Raw genomic sequence first — 22,028 nt, 5'->3', positions numbered from 1 at the left:
GCCCTGCGATCAGGGCCGATATTGTTCACGTCAATCCTGCTGTGTTGCCAACAACGCCTGCTTCTTCTGGCGTTTTACTTTGATGTAGTAACCCAGCAGCAGCAAGGCGACCCACACCAGCCCGGCATACAGCGAGACGCGGGTGGCCGGGAAGTAGCCAATCAGGCCGATAATGAACACCAGGAAGATAATGGCAAGCACCGAAGTGAACACGCCGCCGCGCAGCGGGAAGTCCAGCTTCTTCACCTGATCCTTGCTCAGGCTGCGGCGGAAAGCGATCTGCGAGATCAGGATCATAATCCACACCCACACGGTGGCGAAGGTGGCCAGTGAGGCGATCACCAGGAACACGCTTTCCGGCATGATGTAGTTGAGGTACACGGCAATCAGCATGGCCGCCATCATTACCACCACCGTCACCCACGGAATGCCGCGCTTGGAGATTTTACTGAACACCTGCGGCGCATGGCCCTGCTCGGCCAGACCGTGCATCATACGGCCAACGCCGAACACATCGCTGTTGATCGCCGACAGTGACGCGGTGATCACCACAAAGTTGAGAATGCCTGCCGCCATGGTGATCCCCATATGCTGGAAGGTCAGCACAAACGGGCTGCCGTTAGTGCCCACCTGATTCCACGGGTAGATCGACATGATGACAAACAGCGTTCCCACATAGAACACCAGAATACGCCATGGCACCGAGTTGATGGCTTTCGGGATCGACACCTTCGGATTTTTGGCTTCACCGGCGGTGATACCGATAATCTCGATGCCGCCATAGGCAAACATCACCAGTTGCAGCGACAGCAGCATGCCGATAAAGCCATTGCTGAAGAAGCCGCCATTCGTCCACAGATTGCTAATACCGGTCGCTTGCCCACCATTGCCAATGCCCCAGACAATGATGCCGATTCCGGCAACGATCATGATGATAATGGTGGCCACTTTGAAGAAGGAGAGCCAGAACTCCAGCTCACCAAACACCTTCACGCTCATCAGGTTGATGGCACCGATGATCAGCACCACGCTTAATACCCAGACCCAGTGCTGCACATCGGGGAACCAGACGCCCATATAGATGCCAAACGCCGTCACGTCGGCAATGGCCACGATCAGGATTTCAAAGCAGTAGGTCCAGCCCGTGATATAACCGGCCATCGGGCCAAGGTAATCCTGGGCATAGCGTGAGAACGAACTGGCCTGCGGGTTATTGACCGACATTTCGCCCAGTGCGCGCATGATGATGAACGCGACGATCCCGCCGATCAGGTAAGCCAGCAGAACGCTGGGGCCTGCCATGCGGATAGCTTCGGCTGAACCGTAGAATAAGCCGGTGCCGATCGCGGAACCGAGGGCCATAAAGCGGATGTGGCGCGTACTGAGGCCACGCTTCAGCTTATTAGGCGCTGTGGTGGATGACTGTTGTTGCATGGAAATGACCTGTCCCTTTAAACGAACAAAAGCCACGGACAAGTCCGTGGCCCAAAATTAAGATCGCAGTTTTATGAATGCACAGTCACTTCACGGCTGCGTGCAAAAACCCGATCATAAATTGCGACCAGCGCCAGCATCAGCAGCGAAGGCGGCAACCATGCCAAGCCCTGCGCCGCCAACGGCAGGTTATCGCTCCAGGCTGGCAGCAGATGCTGGAAGCTGGACGCTTTCACCGCGTCAAGAATACCAAACAACAGGCTGACTAACATCACCGGCGCAACAATACGTGAAGAACTGTTCCACCAGCGCAGGGTGAAGCTCAGCACCACCAGCACGATGCAAGGAGGATAGATCGCGGTCAGTACCGGGATCGAGATCTGAATCAGATGGCTCAGGCCGAGGTTGGAAACCACCATAGAGAACAGACCCAGAATAAACACCAGCGTCTTGTACGAGAACGGCAGATACTGCTCAAAAAACTCGGCGCAGGCGCAGGTCAGGCCCACCGCCGTGACCATGCAGGCGATAAAGATCAGCGCAGCCAGGAAGAAGCTCCCCAAGCCGCCAAAGGTATTCTGCACATAGGCATGCAGGATCACCGCGCCATTGGTGGCATCTGGCGTCAGCACGCCACTGCCCGAGCCCAGCTTGAACAGGCTCAGATACACCAGCGTCAGGCCAATACCGGCGATCAAACCGGCCAGAATAGTGTAACGGGTCAGCAGACCGGCATCCTTCACCCCGCGCGAACGTGCGGCATTCACGATCACGATGCCGAACACCATCGCCCCGAGCGTGTCCATGGTCAGGTAACCATTGACGAAGCCGGAGGAGAAAGGCACGCTCTGATAAGCCTCTACCGCCGGGATCGGTGCCCCTGCGGGCCACATCAGCGCGGCAATACCCAGAACGGCCAGCGCCACGATCTTCAGCGGTGCCAGAATATGCCCCACGGTATCAAGCAGGCGGCCCGGATACAGTGAAATACCGATCACCAGCGCGAAGTAGACCAGGCTGTAGATAAACAGCGGCAGCGGGCCGTCACCGGTCAACGGCGCAATCCCCACTTCAAAAGAAACGGTAGCCGTGCGCGGAGTAGCAAACAGCGGGCCGACGGCCAGATAGCACACCGTCGCCAACAGCAAACCGGCGCTACGGCCAATCGGCGTGCTCAGGGCATCAACACCGCCCCCCACGCGCGCCAGCGCGATCACCGTCACCACCGGCAGCCCCACGGCGGTGATCAGAAAGCCCAATGCCGCAGTCCATACGTGCTCACCAGACTGCAAACCCACCATCGGTGGGAAGATAATGTTCCCGGCACCGACGAATAAGGCGAAGGTCATAAACCCCAACGCCAGAATATCTTTTGATGTTAAACGCTGACTCATACTATGTTGTGTTGCCTGTAAAAATGAAAAAAATTTCCGCCCGTGTCGTGGCAAAAAACCGGAATTGAGTTGCGGCCTGCCCTGGCATCCTGAGCCTGATCGGCAACCAAAACGCACAATATCTGGCGCGTCGTACCGATCCAAAAGGGTTGCTCATGATGATGGGCAGCGTTTTAGAAGTGATATCCCCAACCGATTTCATGGTTGCAACCAGCAACGCTGGGGGTGAAACACCATGGGGGTTGAATGGAGGTTTAATCCAGCAACGCGGGCTAAGTTAAGCGTTTATAGCGCTGAAAGACAAGATGCAGCAAAGAAAGCAGAGCGATCGTCCAGATAATATTTTATAGCCAGTCGATCATAGGGGTTATCAAGAAATACACACTACATGATTTGTATTATCTTTGAGCAATAAGCTCACAGAGTGTGAAACATTGTGCTAAATATTGCGTACAAACACCAAAATTTAGCCATTCATCGCACATAATGCGCTCGTTTTTTGCTCTCAAAAAAGCGGTTCCAACCCCAGAATCATGCGCGTTTTGCGCAGCGTGTCCGGGGGCAATGGCAGATAACCGTCGTGATTCACCAGCGCCTGCCCTTGCTGCGAAAGCACGCGATCGAGAAAAGCTGCAGTCAGCGGTTCCAGTGGCTGGTTCGGTGCTTTATTGATGTAGATATACAGATAACGCGCCAGCGGATAGCTACCGTTACGCACATTACTTTCCGTCGGGGCGACGTAGCGATGGCCTGATTCAGCCAACGGCAGCAAACGCACCCCGCTGGCACGAAAACCAATGCTGGCATAGCCGATGCCGCTTAACGATCCCGCCACCGCCTGCACCACCGAAGCCGAACCTGGCAGTTCATTCACTCGCGCCATAAAATCCCCGCCACACAGGGCACGCAGCTTGAAATAGCCGTAGGTACCGGAAGCAGAATTGCGGCCAAAGCGTTGCAAAGTGCGCGGTACCCAACTGCCCTGCAACCCCAGTTCGCCCCAGCGTTGGATCGCGCTATTTTCGCCGCAGCGGCGGGTGGAGGAAAAGATCTGATCGAGTTGCTGCAGGTTCAGCCCGCGCAGCGGGTTGTCCTGATGGACCAGCACCACCAGCGCATCGACCGCCACCGGCACCGCCAGCGGCGGATAACCATAATGTTGCTCAAAGGCCGATATTTCCGCCGCTTTCATCGGGCGGCTCATCGGCCCCAGTTGGGCCGCACCCGCCGCCAGTGCGGTCGGGGCCGTGGAGGAACCGGCGGCCTGGATTTGCAGGTTAACATTGGGATAGTGGCGGCTAAAATCCTGCCCCCACAGCGCCATCAGGTTGGCCAGCGTGTCTGAACCTACGCTGGAAAGATTGCCAGCCAGCATGCCGTCCGGCTGCGCCTGTGCTCCGGGGCTGAGCAACAGCATCAGACCAAGCAGTAATCCTGAGGTAAATCGGGCCATAACCACGTCCGCGCGTTAATTTTTCACCGCATTCTCTGACAAAGCAGCGGCGACAATCAACCGATTAGGCAAGGTAAAGATGAAACGCGTGCCGATACCGGGCTCGCTCAAAATCTCCAGCCGTGAATCATGGTGGCTGAGCGCATGCTTGACGATCGCCAGCCCCAGCCCGCTGCCGCCGGTCTGGCGTGAACGCGCCTTATCAACGCGGTAGAAACGCTCGGTGAGCCGAGGGAGATGCTCAGAAGCGATCCCCGGCCCGCTGTCGCTAACCTGAAACTGCGCGCCCTGTGGCGTCTGTTGCCAACTCACCTCAATATTGGTGCCCGGCGGCGTATGGTTTACGGCGTTATACACCAGATTGGAAACCGCGCTGCGCAACTGATCCTCATTGCCAAACACCCTAAGGTTTTCATTAACGCGGAAGCTGATCGCATGATTGCCATTACTGAGCGACTGCGCTTCGCGCTGCAACACCCGCAGCATCAGTGGAATATCCACTTTTTCATTCATATCGACGTTGGGAGCCGCCTCAATACGTGACAGCGTCAGCAACTGCTTCACCAGACCGTCCATGCGTTTGGTCTGCTCCTGCATGGTGCTCAGCGCTTTGCCGCGCAGTGAACCATCCAGTTCCTGATCGCTCATCATCTCCAGATAGCCTTGCAGTACCGTCAGCGGGGTGCGTAGCTCATGGCTGACGTTAGCGAAGAAGTTACGGCGAGCCCCTTCCAACTGGCGCATCTGGGTCACATCGCGCGCCACCATCAGCAATTGCCCTTCGGAATAGGGCATTACGCGGAACTCGACAAAGTGCTCGTTATTCAACTGCAGCGTCAGCGGTTTAGAGAATTCCTGCTGTTGCAGATACTGGCTGAACTCCGGGTAACGCAGCAGGTTGAGGATATGCTGGCCGTTATCCTCCGGCCAGCGGAAGCCCAGCAGATGCTGCGCCAGGCCGTTACACCAGAAAATATTGCCTTCGACGGTAGTCATCACCACCGCATCGGGCAGGGATTCGGCCCCGCTGCGAAAGCGTTTAATCAGCAGCGCCAGTTCACGACGGCGGCGACGGTTACGCTGCTGCATCTGATACAGGCCGTAAAACAGCGGCTCCCAGCTCCAGCGCCCCGGCGGCGGCGTCATGCTGCGATCAACCCACAGCCAGTGGGAGAGTTTGAGTTGGTTGTAAAAATTCCAGGCCAGTGCAATCAGCACCGCCACCAGCAGGAACCAGGGCAAATAGCCAAAAATCAGCCCCAGCAATACTGCAGGCAAACAAAAAAGGGCCAGCTCAAGAGCCAGCCTCTTCCAGGATAGGCGTTCTAACACGACATCTGCTCCAGCATAGCGCGATCAATAGCGCGTAGAGAACCGGTAGCCGGTGCCCCGAACGGTTTGAACCATTTTGTCATGACCACTGGTCTCCAGCGCCTTACGCAGCCGGCGGATATGCACATCAACGGTACGGTCTTCTACATAAACGTTAGTGCCCCAGACGTGATTAAGCAACTGCTCACGGCTATAAACCCGCTCTGGGTGGGTCATAAAGAAGTGCAACAGCTTGAACTCGGTCGGCCCCATATCGAGCGCCTGGCCGCTCGCCATCACCCGGTGTGAAGAAGGATCCAGGCTTAATCCTTGCATTTCAATCACGTCTTCCACTGCCATCGGTGATATCCGGCGCATCACCGCTTTGATTCGCGCCACCAGCTCTTTGGGCGAGAACGGTTTGGTGATGTAATCATCCGCCCCCACTTCCAGGCCGCGCACCCGATCTTCTTCTTCACCGCGTGCGGTCAGCATCATCACCGGGATATCCCGGGTCAGCGCCTCGCGCTTCATATGCTTGATAAACTGAATGCCAGAACCGCCGGGCAACATCCAGTCAAGTAACACCAAATCAGGGAACGGCTCGGACAGGCGCGTAATGGCACTGTCGTAATCCTCGGCTTCCAACGGTTGGTAACCATTCTGTTCCAACACAAAGCACACCATCTCACGGATCGGCGCTTCGTCTTCCACCACCAGTATGCGTCTTGCCATCGTCAATCCTGCCAATGTGTTATTTAGGCTATGTTGCGGTGCCATTATGCGTCAGTTTTGTGACACTTTTATGAAAATCACTGCTACCTTTGCGGCTCTATTCTAACGATCAAAGAAAAATCATTTAGATGTCATAATGATTGCGTTACCACCGGGCACAGCCGCCCCTTATCATTAACACAGTTATATTTTACGCAGGGAGTATCATGCGCCTGATTCATACCTCTGACTGGCATCTGGGCCAATACTTTTTCACCAAAAGCCGTGCCGCCGAGCACCAGGCCTTTTTGCGCTGGCTGATCGAACAGGTGGAGCAGCAGCAGGTGGATGCGCTGATCGTCGCCGGGGATCTGTTCGATACCGGTTCCCCGCCGAGCTACGCCCGCGAACTGTACAACCGCTTTGTGGTGGAATTACAGCATACCGGCTGCCAGTTGGTGATCCTGGGCGGCAACCATGACTCCGTGGCCACGCTCAATGAATCGCGTGAGCTGCTCTCCTGTCTGAATACCACCGTGATTGCCAATGCGCAAACGGCAATTGAACAGCAGATCCTGGTGTTGCAGCAGCGCGATGGCCGACCGGGGGCGGTGCTGTGTGCCATTCCGTTCCTGCGCCCGCGCGATCTGCTCACCAGCCGCGCTGGGGAGTCCGGCACGCAAAAGCAGCAGGCATTACAAGAAGCCATCGCCGAACATTACCACCACCTGTATCAGGCCGCCTGCGCGCGCCGCGCCGCGCTGGGCCTGAAGCTGCCGATTGTCGCCACCGGCCACTTAACCACCGTGGGGGTGACCACCTCCGACTCGGTGCGCGATATTTATATCGGCACGCTGGATGCCTTCCCGGCGCAGGCGTTCCCCCCTGCAGACTACATTGCGCTCGGCCATATCCACCGCGCCCAGAACGTGGCTAAATCTGACCATATTCGCTACAGCGGCTCACCGATCCCGCTCAGCTTCGACGAACTCGGTAAAGCCAAAAGCGTCTTGCTAGTCGATTTCGCCGACGGAGCTCTGCAACAGGTTAACGCGCTGGAGGTGCCCACCTTCCAACCGATGCAGTTGATCAAAGGCGATATATCGCAGATCGAACAACAGCTGCGGCAATTTGCCGATTACTCGGGGGAATTGCCGGTTTGGCTGGATATCGAAGTGGCGACGCAGGATTACCTCAGCGATATCCAGCGCCGCATCCAGCAACTGACCGATGCGCTGCCGGTGGAGGTATTACTGCTGCGGCGCAGCAAAGAACAACGCCGCCAGGCGATCGCCCAGCAGGACAGAGAAACCCTGAATGAATTGAGCGTTAGCGACGTCTTTGAACGGCGGCTGGCGCTGGAGAGCGAAATGGCAGAACCGCGCCAGCAAAGGATGCGCCACATGTTCCAACAGGTGGTTGAAACCTTGCACCAGGATGAGGAGCCTTCCGTATGAAGATCCTCAGCCTGCGCCTGAAAAACCTCAACTCGCTGCAAGGCGAGTGGAAAATCGACTTCACTGCCGAACCCTTCGCCAGCAACGGGCTGTTTGCCATCATCGGCCCGACCGGGGCGGGCAAAACCACGTTGCTCGACGCGATTTGCCTGGCGCTGTATCACCAAACTCCCCGGCTGAACGTCACGCCAAGCCATAACGAACTGATGACGCGCCACACCGCCGAATCGCTGGCGGAAGTGGAGTTTGAGGTGAAAGGCACCGGCTATCGTGCCTTCTGGAGCCAGCGCCGTGCCAAAAACGATCCCAGCGGTAACCTGCAAGCACCGAAAGTGGAATTGGCGCTACGGGAAAGCGGCAAGATCCTGGCAGACAAAGTGCGGGATAAGCTGGATCTGATCGCTTCTATCACCGGGCTGGACTTCGGCCGTTTCACCAAGTCGATGATGCTGTCACAGGGGCAATTTGCCGCGTTTCTCAATGCCGACGCCAACGATCGCGCCGAACTGCTGGAAGAGTTGACCGGCACCGAGATCTACGGCCTGCTTTCCGAACGGGTCTTTGAACAACACAAGCAGGCAAAAACCGAGCTGGATGCCCTGCACCAGCGCGCCAGCGGCATTGAGCTGTTGACTGATGAACAGCGCCAAGCCCTGGAAAACCAGCTTACGGCCCTCAGCGTGGAAGAGCAGCAGCTCAGCCAGCAGGCACAACGGCGCCAGCATGAGCTGAACTGGCTGCAGCAGTGGCAGCACGCCCAACGGCAGTTGCAAGACTGCCAGCAACAGCTCAGCGCCGTGCAACAGGCCCACCAGCAGGCAGCACCGCGGCTGCAGCAACTGGCACGCAGCGAACCGGCAGAAAAGCTGCGCCCGCTGCTCGATGAGCGTAACCGCTGCCAGCAGGACAGCCAGGCCCTGCAACAGCAAATCACGCTATTACTGCAACAGCAGCAGCAACAACAGGCACAAACTGTTCCGCTACAACAACGGTTAGCGCAGGCGCAAACGGCCAAGCAGGCACAGATTGCACACCAACAGCAGCAACAAGCGTTGATCGATGAGCAGGTGCTACCGCTCGATCAGCAGATTGCCCACGGGCAAAACACGTTGGCTGAGACGCATAAAAAACGCACCGATAGCCAAAAGCAGCACGAAGAACTCGGCCGCACATTGGAGCAACTGGCAAACCAGCGCACACAGCTTTCCGCTGTGGCAAGCCAGTCGCAGGCGCAACAGGCGGCTTTGACCACGGCGCTGCAACAACATCAGCAACAGCAGGCGGCGCTGGAAACGCAGTCTCCGCAGGAAAAGCTGCGCCAGCGCCAGGCAGAGCTGGCCGATTTGCGCCCGGTACGCCAGCAGTTGTCCAACTTAGCGTTGCTGTTTCAGCAAGGCCAGCAGCACCTGCAGCAGCAACGGCTGGAGTTTGACGATCGTCAAAAGCAGTTGACCGAGGCAGAAACGCAGCTTGAGCAGGCTCGTCAGCAGTACAAGCAGCACAAAGCGCATCTCAACGACGTTGAGAAAACCCACGAGCTGGAAAAACTGATCGTCAGCCTGGAGGCCGAACGCGCCCGGCTGCAAACCGGCGAGCCTTGTCCGCTGTGTGGTTCCACTCAGCACCCGGCGATCGCGCAGTATCAGGCGGTAAAGCCCTCAGAAACCGCACAGCGCGTCGCCGAAATGCGTGCGCAAGCCGAAACGCTGTATACGCAAGGCAGCGAACTGCGCGCGCGCTGTGAAAGCCTGAAAGAGCAACAGCAACAACTGCAACAGCGACTGAAACAGCAACAGCAGCAGCAGGAACAGCATCTGCAACGCTGGCAAACGCTCAGCGCGCCGCTGGCGTTTGACTTTACCCTGCACGACGCGCAGCGCCTGAACGATTGGTTGGCCGCCTGCGATAGCGAAGAGCGCACGGCTCAGCAACGGTTGTTACAGCACCAGCAGGCTGCCCACGCCGTTCAGCAGGCCAAGGATGAATTGAGCACCCTGCTGCTGGCGCAGCAAAAAAACCAGCAGGATATCGCACTGCTGGATGAGCGTTTCAACCTGCTGCAGACAAGCCATGCAGAAACCCTGCGCCAGCATGAGCAATGGCAACAGCTGGCGCAGCAGCAAGAAAAAGAGCTCGCAGAACTGCGCCGTGAACGTATTGCGCTCTTTGGTGAGCAACAGGTGGCACAGGTGCGCCAGCAGTTGCAGGCGGCACAAACGGCTTGCGACAACGCCCTGCAACAGGCCACAGAACAATTGAGCCAGGCGCAGGAGCAGCGCGAGCGCTTAATGGGCCAACTCACCGGCTTGCAACAGCAACAACAGCAGTATGCCGAGCGTTTACAGGCGGCGGAACAGCAGTGGCTACAGGCGCTCGCCAGCAGCGAATTCGCCGATGAAGCGGCGCTGCGCGCTGCGTTGCTTGACGAGAGCGTGCGCCAACAATTACAGCAAGAAAAAGAAGGGCTGCAGCAGCGTCAGGTACAAGTCAACGCCCTGTTGGCCCAGGCACAGCAAGCGCTGGAGCAGCAACGCCTCTGCCGCCCGGCAGATCTGGATGAGGCGCTCGCGACCCCGGCAGCCCTGAGCCAATTGGCCGAGCAGCTAAAAACGCTGCAACAACGCCAGGGGGAAGTACGTAACCAGTTAAGCAGCGACGCGCAGCGCCGCTTAAACCAACAAACGCTGTTTGAGCAGATCGCCCAAAGCCAGCAGCAGTACGACGACTGGAGCATGCTCAATCAGTTGATAGGCTCGAAAGAAGGCGACAAGTTCCGTAAATTTGCCCAAGGGTTAACCCTCGATCATCTGGTGTATCTGGCTAACCACCAGCTTGGTCGTTTGCACGGGCGCTATCTGTTACAACGCAAAACCAGCGACGCGCTGGAACTGCAGGTGGTGGATACCTGGCAGGCCGATGCCCTGCGCGATACCCGCACCCTGTCCGGCGGTGAGAGTTTCCTGGTCAGCCTGGCGCTGGCCTTGGCGCTTTCCGACCTGGTCAGCCACAAGACCAGCATCGACTCGTTATTCCTTGACGAAGGCTTCGGCACGCTGGACGCAGAAACGCTGGATACCGCGCTGGATGCTCTCGATAGCCTCAATGCCACCGGCAAAACTATCGGCGTGATCAGCCATGTCGAAGCGATGAAAGAACGCATCCCGGTGCAGATTAAAGTGAAAAAGGTCAACGGGCTGGGGATTAGCAGGCTGGAACCGCAGTTCCGCATCGAGTAACTGGCTCACTGGCCGCAGAGAAATGTGATCACAACTGCAGTCCAGGGCGAAAAGCGTTGAGCCACGGCGGGCAATGGTTATCATGCAACTGAATTACCCGTAGTCATTCGAGTGCCAGCGCAGCTTGATGTATGACGGGGATAAAAGGATTGTCACTGTGAATACAGGCAAAACCTGACCTTCGGGATCGCTCCTGGGTGTCGGGTTTTTTCGTTTTCAGCGGGCTGGAAAAGCCAGGAATAGCCATGAAAATCGCTAAAATACTCAATAATAACGTAGTGATTACGCTGAATGGCCATCAGGAAGAAACGGTGGTGATGGGGCGAGGCATTGGCTTTAAAAAGAAAGCCGGTGATAGCGTAGATGAAAGCCTGATCGAGAAGGTATTTACCCTCAACAGCGGCGAGATGAGCGAGCGTTACAAAGAACTGCTGGCGGAAATTCCGCTGGCCTGCATTACCACCGCCGATCGCATTATCACCCTCGCCCGCCAGCGGCTGCCGGGGAAACTGCACAACATCGTCTATATTACGCTGACCGACCATATCCACTTCGCGCTACAGCGCCATGCACAAGGGTTGGACATCAAAAATGTGCTGCTGTGGGAGATCAAAAAACTCTACCCGAACGAATTTGCCCTCGGGCTGGAGGCGCTGACGATCATCGCCCAACGCCTGGAAGCCCAGCTACCGGAAGACGAAGCCGGGTTTATTGCCCTGCACCTGGTCAATGCCCAGCTTAACGACGAAATGCACAACACCCTGCATATTACCCGCGTGATGCAGGAGATCCTGAATATCGTCAAATACCATTTCCGCTTTGATTACAATGAAGAAGCGCTGAGCTATCACCGTTTCGTCACCCATCTCAAGTTCTTTGCCCAGCGCCTGCTGGGGAAAAACTACGTCGACAGTGACGATGATTCGCTGTATCAGGTGGTGAAGGACAAATACCACGAATCATTCGCCTGTGCTGGCAAGATCAACCAGCACATTGAAAAGCACTACCAGCATCGGCTGACCCGTGAAGAGATGATGTTTCTGACCATCCACATTGAGCGGGTGCGCAGCGAGAGCGAAGGGAATTACGTCGCCAGGGAGTGACCCCCTTCAGCCCTTGGCGAAAACGATCACTGCGGCCACAGCCAGGCCGCGCCGCGCACACCGCTGGAATCGCCGTGGATCGCTTTGCGGATCGGGGTTGCGCATTCGCCGCCAAATACCCACTGTTTCACTAAAGGCGGCACATTCTGGTACAGGCGTTCAACGTTGCTCATCCCGCCCCCAAGAACGATCACATCAGGATCAAACAGATTGATCGCGTGGGCCAAAGACTTCGCCAAACGCATTTCGTAGCGGGCGATCGCCCATTCTGCCGTCGCATCCTGCTGCTGCGCCAACGCCATGATCTCATGCCCTTTCAGCGCATTACCGCTCAGGCGCGCATAGTCGGTGGCAAACCCCGTGCCGGAGATAAAGGTTTCAATACAGCCCTGCTTACCGCAGTAGCAAGGCACTTCGGCGCGAAAACGCAGCTCATCGTCATCCAGCCAGGGCAGCGGATTATGGCCCCATTCGCCGGAGATGCCGTTCCTCCCGGCGTGTACCTTGCCGTTAATCGCCACACCGGCACCGCAGCCGGTCCCCACGATCACCGCAAACACCGTTTGGCACCCCGCAGCGGCCCCGTCGGTGGCTTCTGACACCGCCAGACAGTTAGCATCGTTTGCCAACCGCACCTCACGCGCCAGTATGGCCGAAAGATGTTTATCCATCGGCTGGCCGTTCAACCAGGTTGAATTGGCGTTCTTCACCAGCCCGGTAAAAGGCGATAATGTGCCGGGAATGCCCACGCCAACCGAGCCTGGCTGGCCGGTTTGCTCTTCCGCCAGCCTCACCAAGCCAGCAATCGCTTCCAACGTCTGCTGATAATCATTACGCGGCGTGGCAATACGATGACGGAACAGCTCCTGCCCGTCGTTGGCTAACGCGATCACTTCAACCTTTGTGCCACCAAGATCAATACCAATGCGCACTATTTTCTCCTCAACACGCAACGACAACGGACATACAGCCTAATGTAACCCAGCTGAAAAATCTTGTGCTTACTGTTGGCATTGCAGCAGCACGTAGCAGAAACGCGGGAGCCGCCGCAATTCCACGGGAATAAGGCGATTTTCCAGCGTCAATTCGTTATCATGCCGCCCTGCTTTTGATGAATCTGCGTGCGATCCTCATGAGAAATGATGGAGATAAGTGCACGCCCAGCCTGGGATAACATTATGCTGTGGTTTAAGAATTTGATGGTTTACCGTTTGAGCCGCGACGTTGCGCTAAACGCGGATGAAATGGAAAAACAGCTCAGCGCCTTTGCGTTCACCCCGTGCGGTAGCCAGGATATGGCCAAAACCGGCTGGGTCTCGCCGATGGGCTCTCACAGCGACGCACTGACGCACGCCGTTAATGGCCAAATCATGATCTGCGCCCGTAAAGAAGAGAAGATCCTGCCTTCACCGGTGCTGAAGCAGGAGTTGCAGGCCAAGATCGATAAGCTCGAAGGCGAACAGCACCGCAAACTGAAGAAAACCGAGAAAGACTCGTTGAAAGATGAGGTGCTGCACAGCCTGTTGCCGCGCGCCTTCAGCCGCTTTAACCAGACCTTTATGTGGATCGACACCGTCAACGGCCTGATCATGGTCGATGCCGCCAGCGCCAAGCGCGCCGAAGATACCCTGGCGCTGCTGCGTAAAAGCCTGGGTTCACTGCCGGTGGTGCCGTTGACCATGGAAAGCCCGATCGAGCTGACGCTGACCGAATGGGTGCGCTCCGGCGAACTGCCAGCCGGTTTTATCATTCAGGACGAAGCCGAGCTGAAAGCCATTCTGGAAGACGGCGGCGTGATCCGCTGCAAGAAGCAGAATCTGATCAGCGATGAGATCGCCGTACATATTGAAGCAGGCAAGCTGGTGACTAAACTGGCGGTCGACTGGCAGGAGCGGATCCAACTGGTGCTGGCTGACGATGGCTCTCTCAAACGCCTGAAGTTTGCCGACGCCTTACGCGAGCAGAACGCGGATATCGAACGTGAAGATTTCGCCCAGCGTTTCGATGCCGATTTCATTCTGATGACCAGCGAACTGGCGGCATTGATCAGCAATACGATCGAAGCCTTGGGTGGCGAAGCGCAGCGATAAACGCAAAGCCGCCGGGGTACGGTGTCGCACCCCGGCGGTAAATTATTTACTCAGATAACGGCACAGGTAGGCGGTTGCATCAGCAACCTGCAAGTTGAATTCACTTTTCCCCGGCACAAAAAACTTTTCACCTGGCGTAAACACCTGCCAGTCCGGCGCTCCCGGCAACAGCACTTTCAATGCCCCGGTGATCACCGTCATCTCCTCCGGCTGTGCGGTGCTGAAGGTGTATTCCCCCTCCTCCATCACACCGACGCTGGTACGACCGATGCTGCTACTGTCGAAACCGATAGACTTCACTTTTCCGGCAAAATATTCGTTCACTTTCAGCATAAACTGGCACCCGCGTTATCATCTTAATGGAACCCCATATTGGGGGATGGAGCCTGATCTGTCACTGGTTTTTGACACGAAATGCGATCACGGCGCACGGGAAGGCTGCCGCGTTTTTCTTCATGTCGAGCTGGATTCACCGCCGGGGTAAAAAAATGGGGCCAGAAGGCGAATGCTTGTCAGTTAAGGCTAACCAGTTCCCTCTCCCTTGGGGAGAGGGTTAGGGTGAGGGGATGAACACCGCACTACAAGCCCCCGGCCCTCTCCCACTGGGAGAGGGGGCAGTTCCTTTAGCATTTCACACGATTATGCAGTTTTGCGTTTAGCTGACAAGCATTAGGCCAGAAGGCCCCAAACGGTTAACAGTATTCAATGAAAAACAGGTTCAGAGGACAGATATTTCTCAAGCATTAACCTTATTGCCGCTGCTGCAGATGGCTCATACTGCCATACAGCGCCAGCAACTGGGCATATTCAGCCGCGTCATAAAAACTGCAGGTGCCGCGGCCAAACTCTTTCGCCACTTCTACGGCAAATTTCACCGTCAATGCAATGTCCACTTCATGGCTGGCCCCGGTGCCACAGCCCGGCACCACCGATTCCGTGCAGATCGCCACGCCAACCACCGGCGCCTTGGTGGCCGTTGAGGGTTGCAGAATACTGTTGAGGTGATGCACACCATTGCCGTAAGGGGTAATGTCCTGCGTGGTGATCGGAAATGTCACCGCCGCGCGGCCGCTGGTCATCTCCATAATACGCAGCAAATCTTCCGCTACCCGCAGGATGTAGCCTTCTTTCACCGTCGGCGACAGCGCATAACCCTTATGATTGATGATCCTGTTACCTTTGGTGGTATCAATCGACAAAACAGCATCCGCTTCCGGCACCACTTCATTATCATTCATCGTGACGTCGTCGATCGGCGAATCCATAAAGTCCACAGGATCGTGCGGGCGCGTGGGGGCGTTCGGGCAAATATGGGTGGTAATAATCACGTCCCCCGGCAGCACGTCACCTTTGCGCTGCATTTCTGCCAGCTTCAGGGCACAGGCTATCGCGGCAATGGCGCCATCACCATCAGAGACCAGCCCAATGCGCGTCGGGCGTGCGCCAATGCCCCCCAAGCGGCCAATAATCCCCAACGTTGGCGCGCTGCCACCTACGCTTTTACCCTCGCTGCCAGCGATTTCAATACGGACAAAATCCGTCGATCCTTTTTCACCCGTGGCGCGCAGGGTACTGGCTTTGATCGCCGGATATGATGCGAATAAATCAACAATATCCTGGCCGCTCACATCAGCATTATCGATTAACTCAAAAACCTGCAGCGTTTGTTGCAAACTCATGTCCTATACCTCGCAAATTTTTTCTGGTGTATTCATGCCCCAGCGTTATTTCCCTTTACTGGAAAAAATGGAATTGAAAAAGTTGTACAACGCGTCGCCGGCAATAAACCCGGCCGCCATGATCTCCATCGGAGTACGGCCTTGATCCCCCCAGCGCTTGATGATCAGGATACGCAACGCAATTCCTACCACCACCGCCCACCCCGCCAACGGGTTGTTAATCAGTAAACCGGTGGCCAGCAGCACTCCAAGCTGGCGTTTTGGCCCCCCGATAAACTGCACGATGGCCCCTGGAATAGCCCAGATCAGCAGGCTGAAAGCGATTCCCGGTTGCGCCCCGGCCTCGATGGTTTTGGCATAAACGCGCGCCACCGGTGGAACCAGATCCTGCAGGAAATAGCTGGTATAAGAGAAATAGACCACCGGAATAGCGATCACAAAAGCGATCAGCGCTGCAATCAGTTGAATGCGGCGCCCCAGCAGTTCCTGCTGCAAATCCTTGCCGTAGCCACGCAGGATAAAGCCCGCTTTCAGGTCAAACCCCATATCAGCAAATGCGGGCCCCGTGGCGGCGGTAAAACCGGTGAGAATACACAGCGCCAACGGCGGGAAGCCGAGCAGAATACCGATAATCAAGGTGATCAGCGCTACGGCAAAGGCCGGGAACCAACCGGAATGCATTGCCGCGATCCCGACGATCAGCTCATGTACGAAGGCGGCAAAAGCGGCATAAATCACAAACAGCAGCAGCATGGTCAGCGACATTTCGCTGTACAACCCCCCGCCCAGGGCCAGCAGTGCGGCGATCGCCACATAGCCCGCAGCCCCTAAGCCCAACGCTTTACGGACTTCGCTGTCCGGCTGCGTATGGGTGGAAGCGATATCCGCATTCTTGTTGCGGATCACCTGAACCACCTGAATCAGCGCCACCAGGCCAGCGCCTACCATCACACCGTGCGGAATATACTGCGCATTCAGATCCACCCCCGTCAGCGGTTGGCCGTAGGCGCGCAGCAACAGACCTATGCCGAACATGCTCAGCGCCCAGATGTTGCCAATAAACGCAGTACCAAAAGCCGCCATCGGGATTTTAAGCATCGAACCGGCAACCCCAATCACCACACCTACTACCAGCAGCCACGCTTGCTTACCACCGCGATCGCCAGCTTTGATCGCCTCTGCGGCGGCCACGCCCGGTGGCCAGGCATTGGCCGCTGGAAACACTTTGGTGTCAAACAGGCGATACAGCAGATAGGCATCAAGCAGCATCGCAGCAGCCACACCGCAGAACATCGGCATAATCAGTTGGGGTTGCCCCATCACATAAGGAACGGCAATTGGCATTAGCAGGCTGTTAGCGGCACCAAAGGTGGCGGAAGAAATCACCGTTTGTGCCAGGTTCTGGGTATGTATTGAGCGATAACGCTGGAACATCTGCAGCGGAATACGCGCCAGCAACATAGCGAACAGCGCACCGATAATCGAGGTATTGGGCGTCACCCCCAGAGTGGTGATGAGCTGCACCCCGATAATGGCGCCGATGACCGACAGCAGCACCATCACCAGCAGCGTGCCAATATCTTTTAACGGATTAATGCTTGTCTCTGGTTTCATAAACAGTGTCTCTGAATATTCCTGTTTGTTTGGCAAAAATAATATTTCAGGTATCAAATGCCGCTGCAGTTCCATTATTTGGAACTTACAATGAAATGGTTTATTTATTGCCTGCATTGGTCTGATTTAATTACAACCCGGCAATTAAATCGTCTGTAAATACCCCTGGTGTTGAAACAAAAATTAATTCAATCGTAACGCTGTTTTATAAACCTATACCCCAAATAATTCGAGTTGCTTGCAGGCGGCAACTGAGCGACAAATCGGTCTTTGACCGATTTGAACAGCGCTTGCGCTGGCCCACAGGGTGAGCCTCTCTGAGGCTCATAAGCCCCAGGAGCTTACTCAAGATCGTTCCTGGGGTGAGTGACAAATCTGCTTGGCAGATTTGAACGCTGCTGGAGGCCCTACATGGGCCGAGTAACGCCGCCAACACCCAAGCAACTTGAAGTATGATGGGTATAGACCACCTGTTGCCAGTACTCATCACCAAGCCTTACTGCCAGTTGCCGGGAAACCGCCAGCAATGCCTCAAGCACCAGAGGTGAGTACGGCTGTTCTTCGCTCTGTGAGGGAAAAGATAAGCATAACCCCACCGTCTCATTGCGGTGTTTATTGGTTACCGACGTTGCCAAAGAGCTGATCCCCGGCAGCGTTTCGTTACACGCTAATGACCAACCTTGCTGCCTAACCTGGGCCAATTTTTGTAGTAGTGCATCCAGCGTCTGCGGTGAGTTGGCAGCGGTGGCCTGATAGCCTGCCGCAAAACGTTCACACACCTGTTCATCACTTTCTCGCGCCAGCATCGCCCGCCCAACGGAGGTTTCTGCTGCCGGTGAACAAACGCCTACCGGTGTAACCACCTGCAGGAAATGGCGGCCAGGGAAGGTGCGCATCACACGGCTCTCGCGCCCTTCCAGCATCGCGATATAACCGGTGCAAAAGGTCAGTTGGTTGAGCTGGCTCATCAGCACCGTGGCGCTTTCCACCAGCGGCGTTGACAGATAATGGCTGGCAACTGAAAGCAGTAGATGCCCAATCTTATACAGGCGGCTTTCAGGATCGCGCTCCAGCATCCCCTGGCCTTCCATGGTTTGTAACAGGCGCGAAACCGTGCTTTTTGGTAACCCAAGTTGCTCAACCACATCACTGAATGAAATCCCCGCCTGACCGTGAGTCATACGCCGCTGAGAAAATAGCTTTAACACCGCCGAGGCATTTTCTAATGTGGTCATTATGCACCTTGTTCCATTATATGGAACTAAGTTCCTAATCGGTATTTAGAAACTAAAACCCGCAGCATTGAGCGTCAAGATATTTATTCCCCACATCCACAAATAACTTCAGTAAATAATTCTTCACTAAAGAAAATACGACACAGAACACAAAGTCATTACCAATAAAACTTTGCGAATGTCCGCTTGAAAATATAAAAATCAGCACAAAATGCTAATATAGATCGTTACGTCAAAAATTATCAAAAGGTGATCAGTGAGGTGAATGAGAGGGGCATATAAAACGCTTGGCAATAGGCCAGGGTATAAACGGGGCAACCGAGAAGGCGCCCCTGGAGGAAATTTATCTTATCGTTTCACAGTGCAAAGCCGCGAGGATTTGTTCGACCACCTGGGCCGGGGGAAGAGTTCCATCCATTACATGATGCGCGGTTTCCTGATACAGTGCCTCGCGCGCTGCCAGCACTTCCAGCATTTCTTCGGCGATCGGGCGGCCAGTTAAGGTTGGGCGTTGCGCATCTTGCGGATATTCTTCCAGCCGACGCGCTAACACGCTGGCAGGTGCGCGCAGATAAATTACCGTTCCTTGCTGGCGCATAAACCGGCGGTTCTCTTCCGCCAGGATCATACCGCCCCCCGTGGCAATCAGGGTTGACGGCTGAGCCACCTCCTGCAAAGCCAGGGATTCGCGGCGGCGAAACCCTAGCCATCCTTCTTGCACCACCATTTCCGCCACGCTCATTTGCGCAGCCTGCTGCATAAACAAATCGGTATCAATGAACTGATAACCCAGGGCCTGCGCCAATGCGCTCCCCACCGTGGTTTTACCGGCTCCGCGCGCGCCTACCATAAAAATGGTTTGTGTCATTACGGGTTGTCCCTTATGCAGTAGCTTGTAGGCATTAGTTTGCCAGCAGGATGTCTGGCAGGCTGATCGAACGATGACTGCGGCATCATACCGCCCCCAGCCTGTATTTCAATTTTTACGACAGTGTAAATTCTACAGCACAGCGGCTACCCGCCACAACTGCCGTCAACCTGGCCCGCAATCGTTCCCTTGTAGGGCCAAAGCGCGTCATTTAAGCAGATTTTCCCCCTAGCAGGAACCCTTGTGACTCTGGGTGCCCCCGCAGTGCAGAGAGAGCGCCGACAAAAGCGTTCGCTAACAGCAGAAAAAACAGGCTACATTGAGTGAAAAAGAGAGGGATAAATGACACGACAAATTGTTCCGTTAACCGAATACCCACAATTTGCCGACGTCTGCGCCGCCTGGGCCTTCGGCCAGTGGGGCTCGCAACGCGGTGGTTCGCTGGAACGCACCCGCCAGCGTTTTACCCTGTGCAGCAAACCCAGCGATGACTATCTGACCTTGATAGTGATAGACAGCGATCGCCCCTTGGGTATGGCCAGCCTGTGGCCAAGTGACGATCATCACCGAAGGGATCTTTCCCCCTGGCTGGCGGGCGTCTTTGTGCATCCTGACCACCGGCGGCAGGGGATCGCCCGGCAGTTGGAGCAAGCCATTGTCTTAATTGCGCAACAGCGTGGTTACCCCACTCTGCATTTGATTACCGATCGTTCAGAAAAGCTGTATGCCGGTTGGGGTTGGCAAACCATCGAACGACGTCAGCAGCATGGCGAACAGGTGGTGGTGATGGAGAAACAGCTCTGATTAACGAACCGGCAAGCGGATAATACACCCCAAACAATTCGAGTTGCTTGACAAAAACGCATAGAAACTTACTTCATCAGCAAAAAAACGTGCTTTCATTTTTAAGAAATTTTCATTCAGTTTGATAGATGCGTTGCCGGGCTCCTCTGGCAACACATCTATAGTTTTCCGCATAATGAGTGTTATTACATTATTATTACTAATAAATAACGCTCAGCAAATGATTTTAATATTCAGCAGCGTCACTGATTAATACAATCTAACTAAAACACAAACCACAATCTAACAAATAAGAAATTACCGAGCAATAAGTAAGACTACCCCCTATATAAAAATCAAAAAAAGCTAGAAAAAAAACGATATTTCCTCAGAACACCTGTTTTAATATAGACAAAATAAAAAGATAGGGATTTAATGTCGGCCATATGCAAAGGCATATTAAAGATGATGATCTATCCCCCTCATACTTCAAGTTGCTTAGGTGTTGGCTGCGTTACTCGCCCCTTCGGGGCCGCTGCCAGCCGCGTTCAAATCTGCCAAGCAGATTTGTCGTTCACCCTAGTCACATGGCTCACTATGCTCCAGGGATAACGAGTCTCATGATTGAGGCTCACCCGGTAGGCCAGCGCAAGCAACGCGAATGACTTGGGCATATGTTCGTCACTTTTTCAGTTGCAGGAATACTGGCTACATTTACAAACCCGAAGCGCTTACCAAGTAAGTTCATTCGATTTTGTTTATTTACCACTTTTCTACATTTATTAACGTCAAAACCCTGCGATAACAAGCAGGTGTTCATTTTTTAGTGCTCATGCTCATTCGTTTTTTCTCACAGGATGGAATCTATGTCAAAACGACTCTTTGCCGAATTCTTTGGCACATTTTGGTTGGTGTTCGGCGGTTGTGGTAGCGCAGTCTTAGCCGCCGCCTTTCCGCAACTGGGTATCGGTTTTACCGGCGTTGCTTTAGCCTTCGGCCTCACCGTACTCACCATGGCTTATGCCGTCGGCCATATATCTGGTGGGCACTTTAACCCGGCCGTCACCGTAGGATTATGTGCTGGTGGCCGTTTTCCGGCAAAAGATGTTGTTCCCTATGTGATTGCCCAGGTTATTGGCGGCATTGCAGCAGGTGCTGTACTGTACTTGGTGGCGAGCGGTAAAACCGGTTTTGATGCCACCGCCAGCGGTTTTGCTGCTAATGGCTACGGTGAACATTCACCAGATGGATATTCTCTGCAAGCGGCTATCGTCATTGAATTAGTCCTGACCGCATTTTTCCTGATTATTATTCACGGTGCGACAGACAAGCGTGCACCGGCAGGGTTTGCGCCACTGGCTATCGGCCTGGCATTAACGCTGATTCACTTAATCAGTGTTCCGGTAACCAATACATCCGTTAACCCAGCGCGCAGTACCGGTGTTGCTGTTATCCAGGGCACCTGGGCATTGCAACAGCTGTGGGTATTCTGGTTAGTGCCATTGATCGGCGGCATTGTCGGTGGGCTGATCTACCGTTGCCTGCTGGAAGATAAAAAATAAGCGCTAGAGCCAGCCAAAGGGGCAAAGTGGCGTAAACCGCTGGCCCCTCAAGCCACGGGTATCTCGGTTCAAAAGCCATTTCTCTGGGCAGCCTC

The 22,028-nt window shown here is 55.1% G+C and carries 17 protein-coding genes; 6 read left to right on the top strand and 11 right to left on the bottom strand.

What is annotated here, in order from left to right; all coding sequences use genetic code 11:
- Positions 1 to 30: 30 nt before the first annotated feature.
- The 5 genes from proY to phoB all read right to left on the bottom strand — a co-directional run bounded on the left by proY (position 31) and on the right by phoB (position 6,327).
- The gene (gene proY, locus BMI79_RS03410; RefSeq protein WP_076940458.1) at positions 31 to 1,434 is read right to left on the bottom strand and encodes a proline-specific permease ProY; all 1,404 of its coding nucleotides are present in this window, start codon (positions 1,432 to 1,434) and stop codon (positions 31 to 33) included.
- A 71-nt stretch (positions 1,435 to 1,505) separates the two neighbouring features.
- The gene (brnQ, locus tag BMI79_RS03405) at positions 1,506 to 2,828 is read right to left on the bottom strand and encodes a branched-chain amino acid transport system II carrier protein (RefSeq protein WP_076940456.1); all 1,323 of its coding nucleotides are present in this window, start codon (positions 2,826 to 2,828) and stop codon (positions 1,506 to 1,508) included.
- A 505-nt stretch (positions 2,829 to 3,333) separates the two neighbouring features.
- A complete protein-coding gene (locus tag BMI79_RS03400) occupies positions 3,334 to 4,281 on the bottom strand; it encodes a PstS family phosphate ABC transporter substrate-binding protein (protein ID WP_076940454.1) in 948 nt (315 codons plus the stop codon).
- Between the two features lie 15 nt (positions 4,282 to 4,296).
- Positions 4,297 to 5,613 (bottom strand): phosphate regulon sensor histidine kinase PhoR, encoded by a 1,317-nt coding sequence (phoR, locus tag BMI79_RS03395; RefSeq protein ID WP_076940453.1) that lies wholly within the window; start codon positions 5,611 to 5,613, stop codon positions 4,297 to 4,299.
- Positions 5,614 to 5,637: 24 nt separating this feature from the next.
- The gene (gene phoB, locus BMI79_RS03390; protein ID WP_076940451.1) at positions 5,638 to 6,327 is read right to left on the bottom strand and encodes a phosphate response regulator transcription factor PhoB; all 690 of its coding nucleotides are present in this window, start codon (positions 6,325 to 6,327) and stop codon (positions 5,638 to 5,640) included.
- A gap of 206 nt (positions 6,328 to 6,533) precedes the next feature.
- On the opposite strand from phoB, the gene sbcD reads away from it, so the two are divergent.
- From sbcD to licT, 3 genes are all read left to right on the top strand, one after another.
- The gene (gene sbcD, locus BMI79_RS03385; protein WP_076940449.1) at positions 6,534 to 7,763 is read left to right on the top strand and encodes an exonuclease subunit SbcD; all 1,230 of its coding nucleotides are present in this window, start codon (positions 6,534 to 6,536) and stop codon (positions 7,761 to 7,763) included.
- The gene (gene sbcC, locus BMI79_RS03380) at positions 7,760 to 10,999 is read left to right on the top strand and encodes an exonuclease subunit SbcC (RefSeq protein WP_076940447.1); all 3,240 of its coding nucleotides are present in this window, start codon (positions 7,760 to 7,762) and stop codon (positions 10,997 to 10,999) included. Before sbcD ends, sbcC begins: the two co-directional genes overlap by 4 nt.
- A 245-nt stretch (positions 11,000 to 11,244) precedes the next feature.
- On the top strand, positions 11,245 to 12,102 hold the full coding sequence (gene licT / locus BMI79_RS03375) for a BglG family transcription antiterminator LicT (RefSeq protein ID WP_076940445.1): 858 nt from the start codon (positions 11,245 to 11,247) through the stop codon (positions 12,100 to 12,102).
- A gap of 26 nt (positions 12,103 to 12,128) precedes the next feature.
- Here licT and mak read toward each other — a convergent pair whose 3' ends face one another.
- On the bottom strand, positions 12,129 to 13,034 hold the full coding sequence (gene mak / locus BMI79_RS03370) for a fructokinase (protein WP_076940443.1): 906 nt from the start codon (positions 13,032 to 13,034) through the stop codon (positions 12,129 to 12,131).
- Between the two features lie 246 nt (positions 13,035 to 13,280).
- Here mak and rdgC point away from each other — a divergent pair, with 246 nt between their 5' ends.
- Positions 13,281 to 14,192, top strand: a complete 912-nt coding sequence (gene rdgC / locus BMI79_RS03365; protein ID WP_076941220.1) for a recombination-associated protein RdgC — start codon at positions 13,281 to 13,283, stop codon at positions 14,190 to 14,192.
- Between the two features lie 42 nt (positions 14,193 to 14,234).
- Here the strand turns inward: rdgC and ppnP are convergent, their stop codons facing one another.
- The 5 genes from ppnP to aroL form a co-directional block, all read right to left on the bottom strand.
- Positions 14,235 to 14,525 (bottom strand): pyrimidine/purine nucleoside phosphorylase, encoded by a 291-nt coding sequence (gene ppnP / locus BMI79_RS03360; protein WP_076940441.1) that lies wholly within the window; start codon positions 14,523 to 14,525, stop codon positions 14,235 to 14,237.
- Positions 14,526 to 14,941: 416 nt separating this feature from the next.
- Positions 14,942 to 15,871 carry a DUF1177 domain-containing protein gene (locus tag BMI79_RS03355; protein ID WP_076940439.1) on the bottom strand — a complete coding sequence of 310 codons (930 nt, stop codon included), beginning with the start codon at positions 15,869 to 15,871 and terminating at the stop codon, positions 14,942 to 14,944.
- A 45-nt stretch (positions 15,872 to 15,916) separates the two neighbouring features.
- Entirely contained in the window at positions 15,917 to 17,485 is a 1,569-nt protein-coding gene (locus BMI79_RS03350) for an OPT/YSL family transporter (RefSeq protein WP_076941219.1), read from the bottom strand.
- Between the two features lie 407 nt (positions 17,486 to 17,892).
- Positions 17,893 to 18,720 (bottom strand): IclR family transcriptional regulator, encoded by an 828-nt coding sequence (locus tag BMI79_RS03345; protein ID WP_076940438.1) that lies wholly within the window; start codon positions 18,718 to 18,720, stop codon positions 17,893 to 17,895.
- Between the two features lie 343 nt (positions 18,721 to 19,063).
- Positions 19,064 to 19,588, bottom strand: a complete 525-nt coding sequence (gene aroL / locus BMI79_RS03340) for a shikimate kinase AroL (protein WP_076940436.1) — start codon at positions 19,586 to 19,588, stop codon at positions 19,064 to 19,066.
- 342 nt (positions 19,589 to 19,930) lie between these two features.
- On the opposite strand from aroL, the gene BMI79_RS03335 reads away from it, so the two are divergent.
- Complete coding sequence (locus BMI79_RS03335; protein ID WP_076940434.1) at positions 19,931 to 20,392, top strand: GNAT family N-acetyltransferase; 462 nt, start codon at positions 19,931 to 19,933, stop codon at positions 20,390 to 20,392.
- 845 nt (positions 20,393 to 21,237) lie between these two features.
- Complete coding sequence (gene aqpZ, locus BMI79_RS03330; RefSeq protein ID WP_076940433.1) at positions 21,238 to 21,933, top strand: aquaporin Z; 696 nt, start codon at positions 21,238 to 21,240, stop codon at positions 21,931 to 21,933.
- Positions 21,934 to 22,028: the final 95 nt, after the last annotated feature.

The sequence above is a fragment of the Serratia oryzae genome (genome assembly GCF_001976145.1).
GTDB classification, from domain to species: domain Bacteria; phylum Pseudomonadota; class Gammaproteobacteria; order Enterobacterales; family Enterobacteriaceae; genus Chania; species Chania oryzae.
The sequence above is the reverse complement of the archived record's forward strand: the minus strand, read 5'-3'. Positions and strand labels throughout refer to the sequence as shown.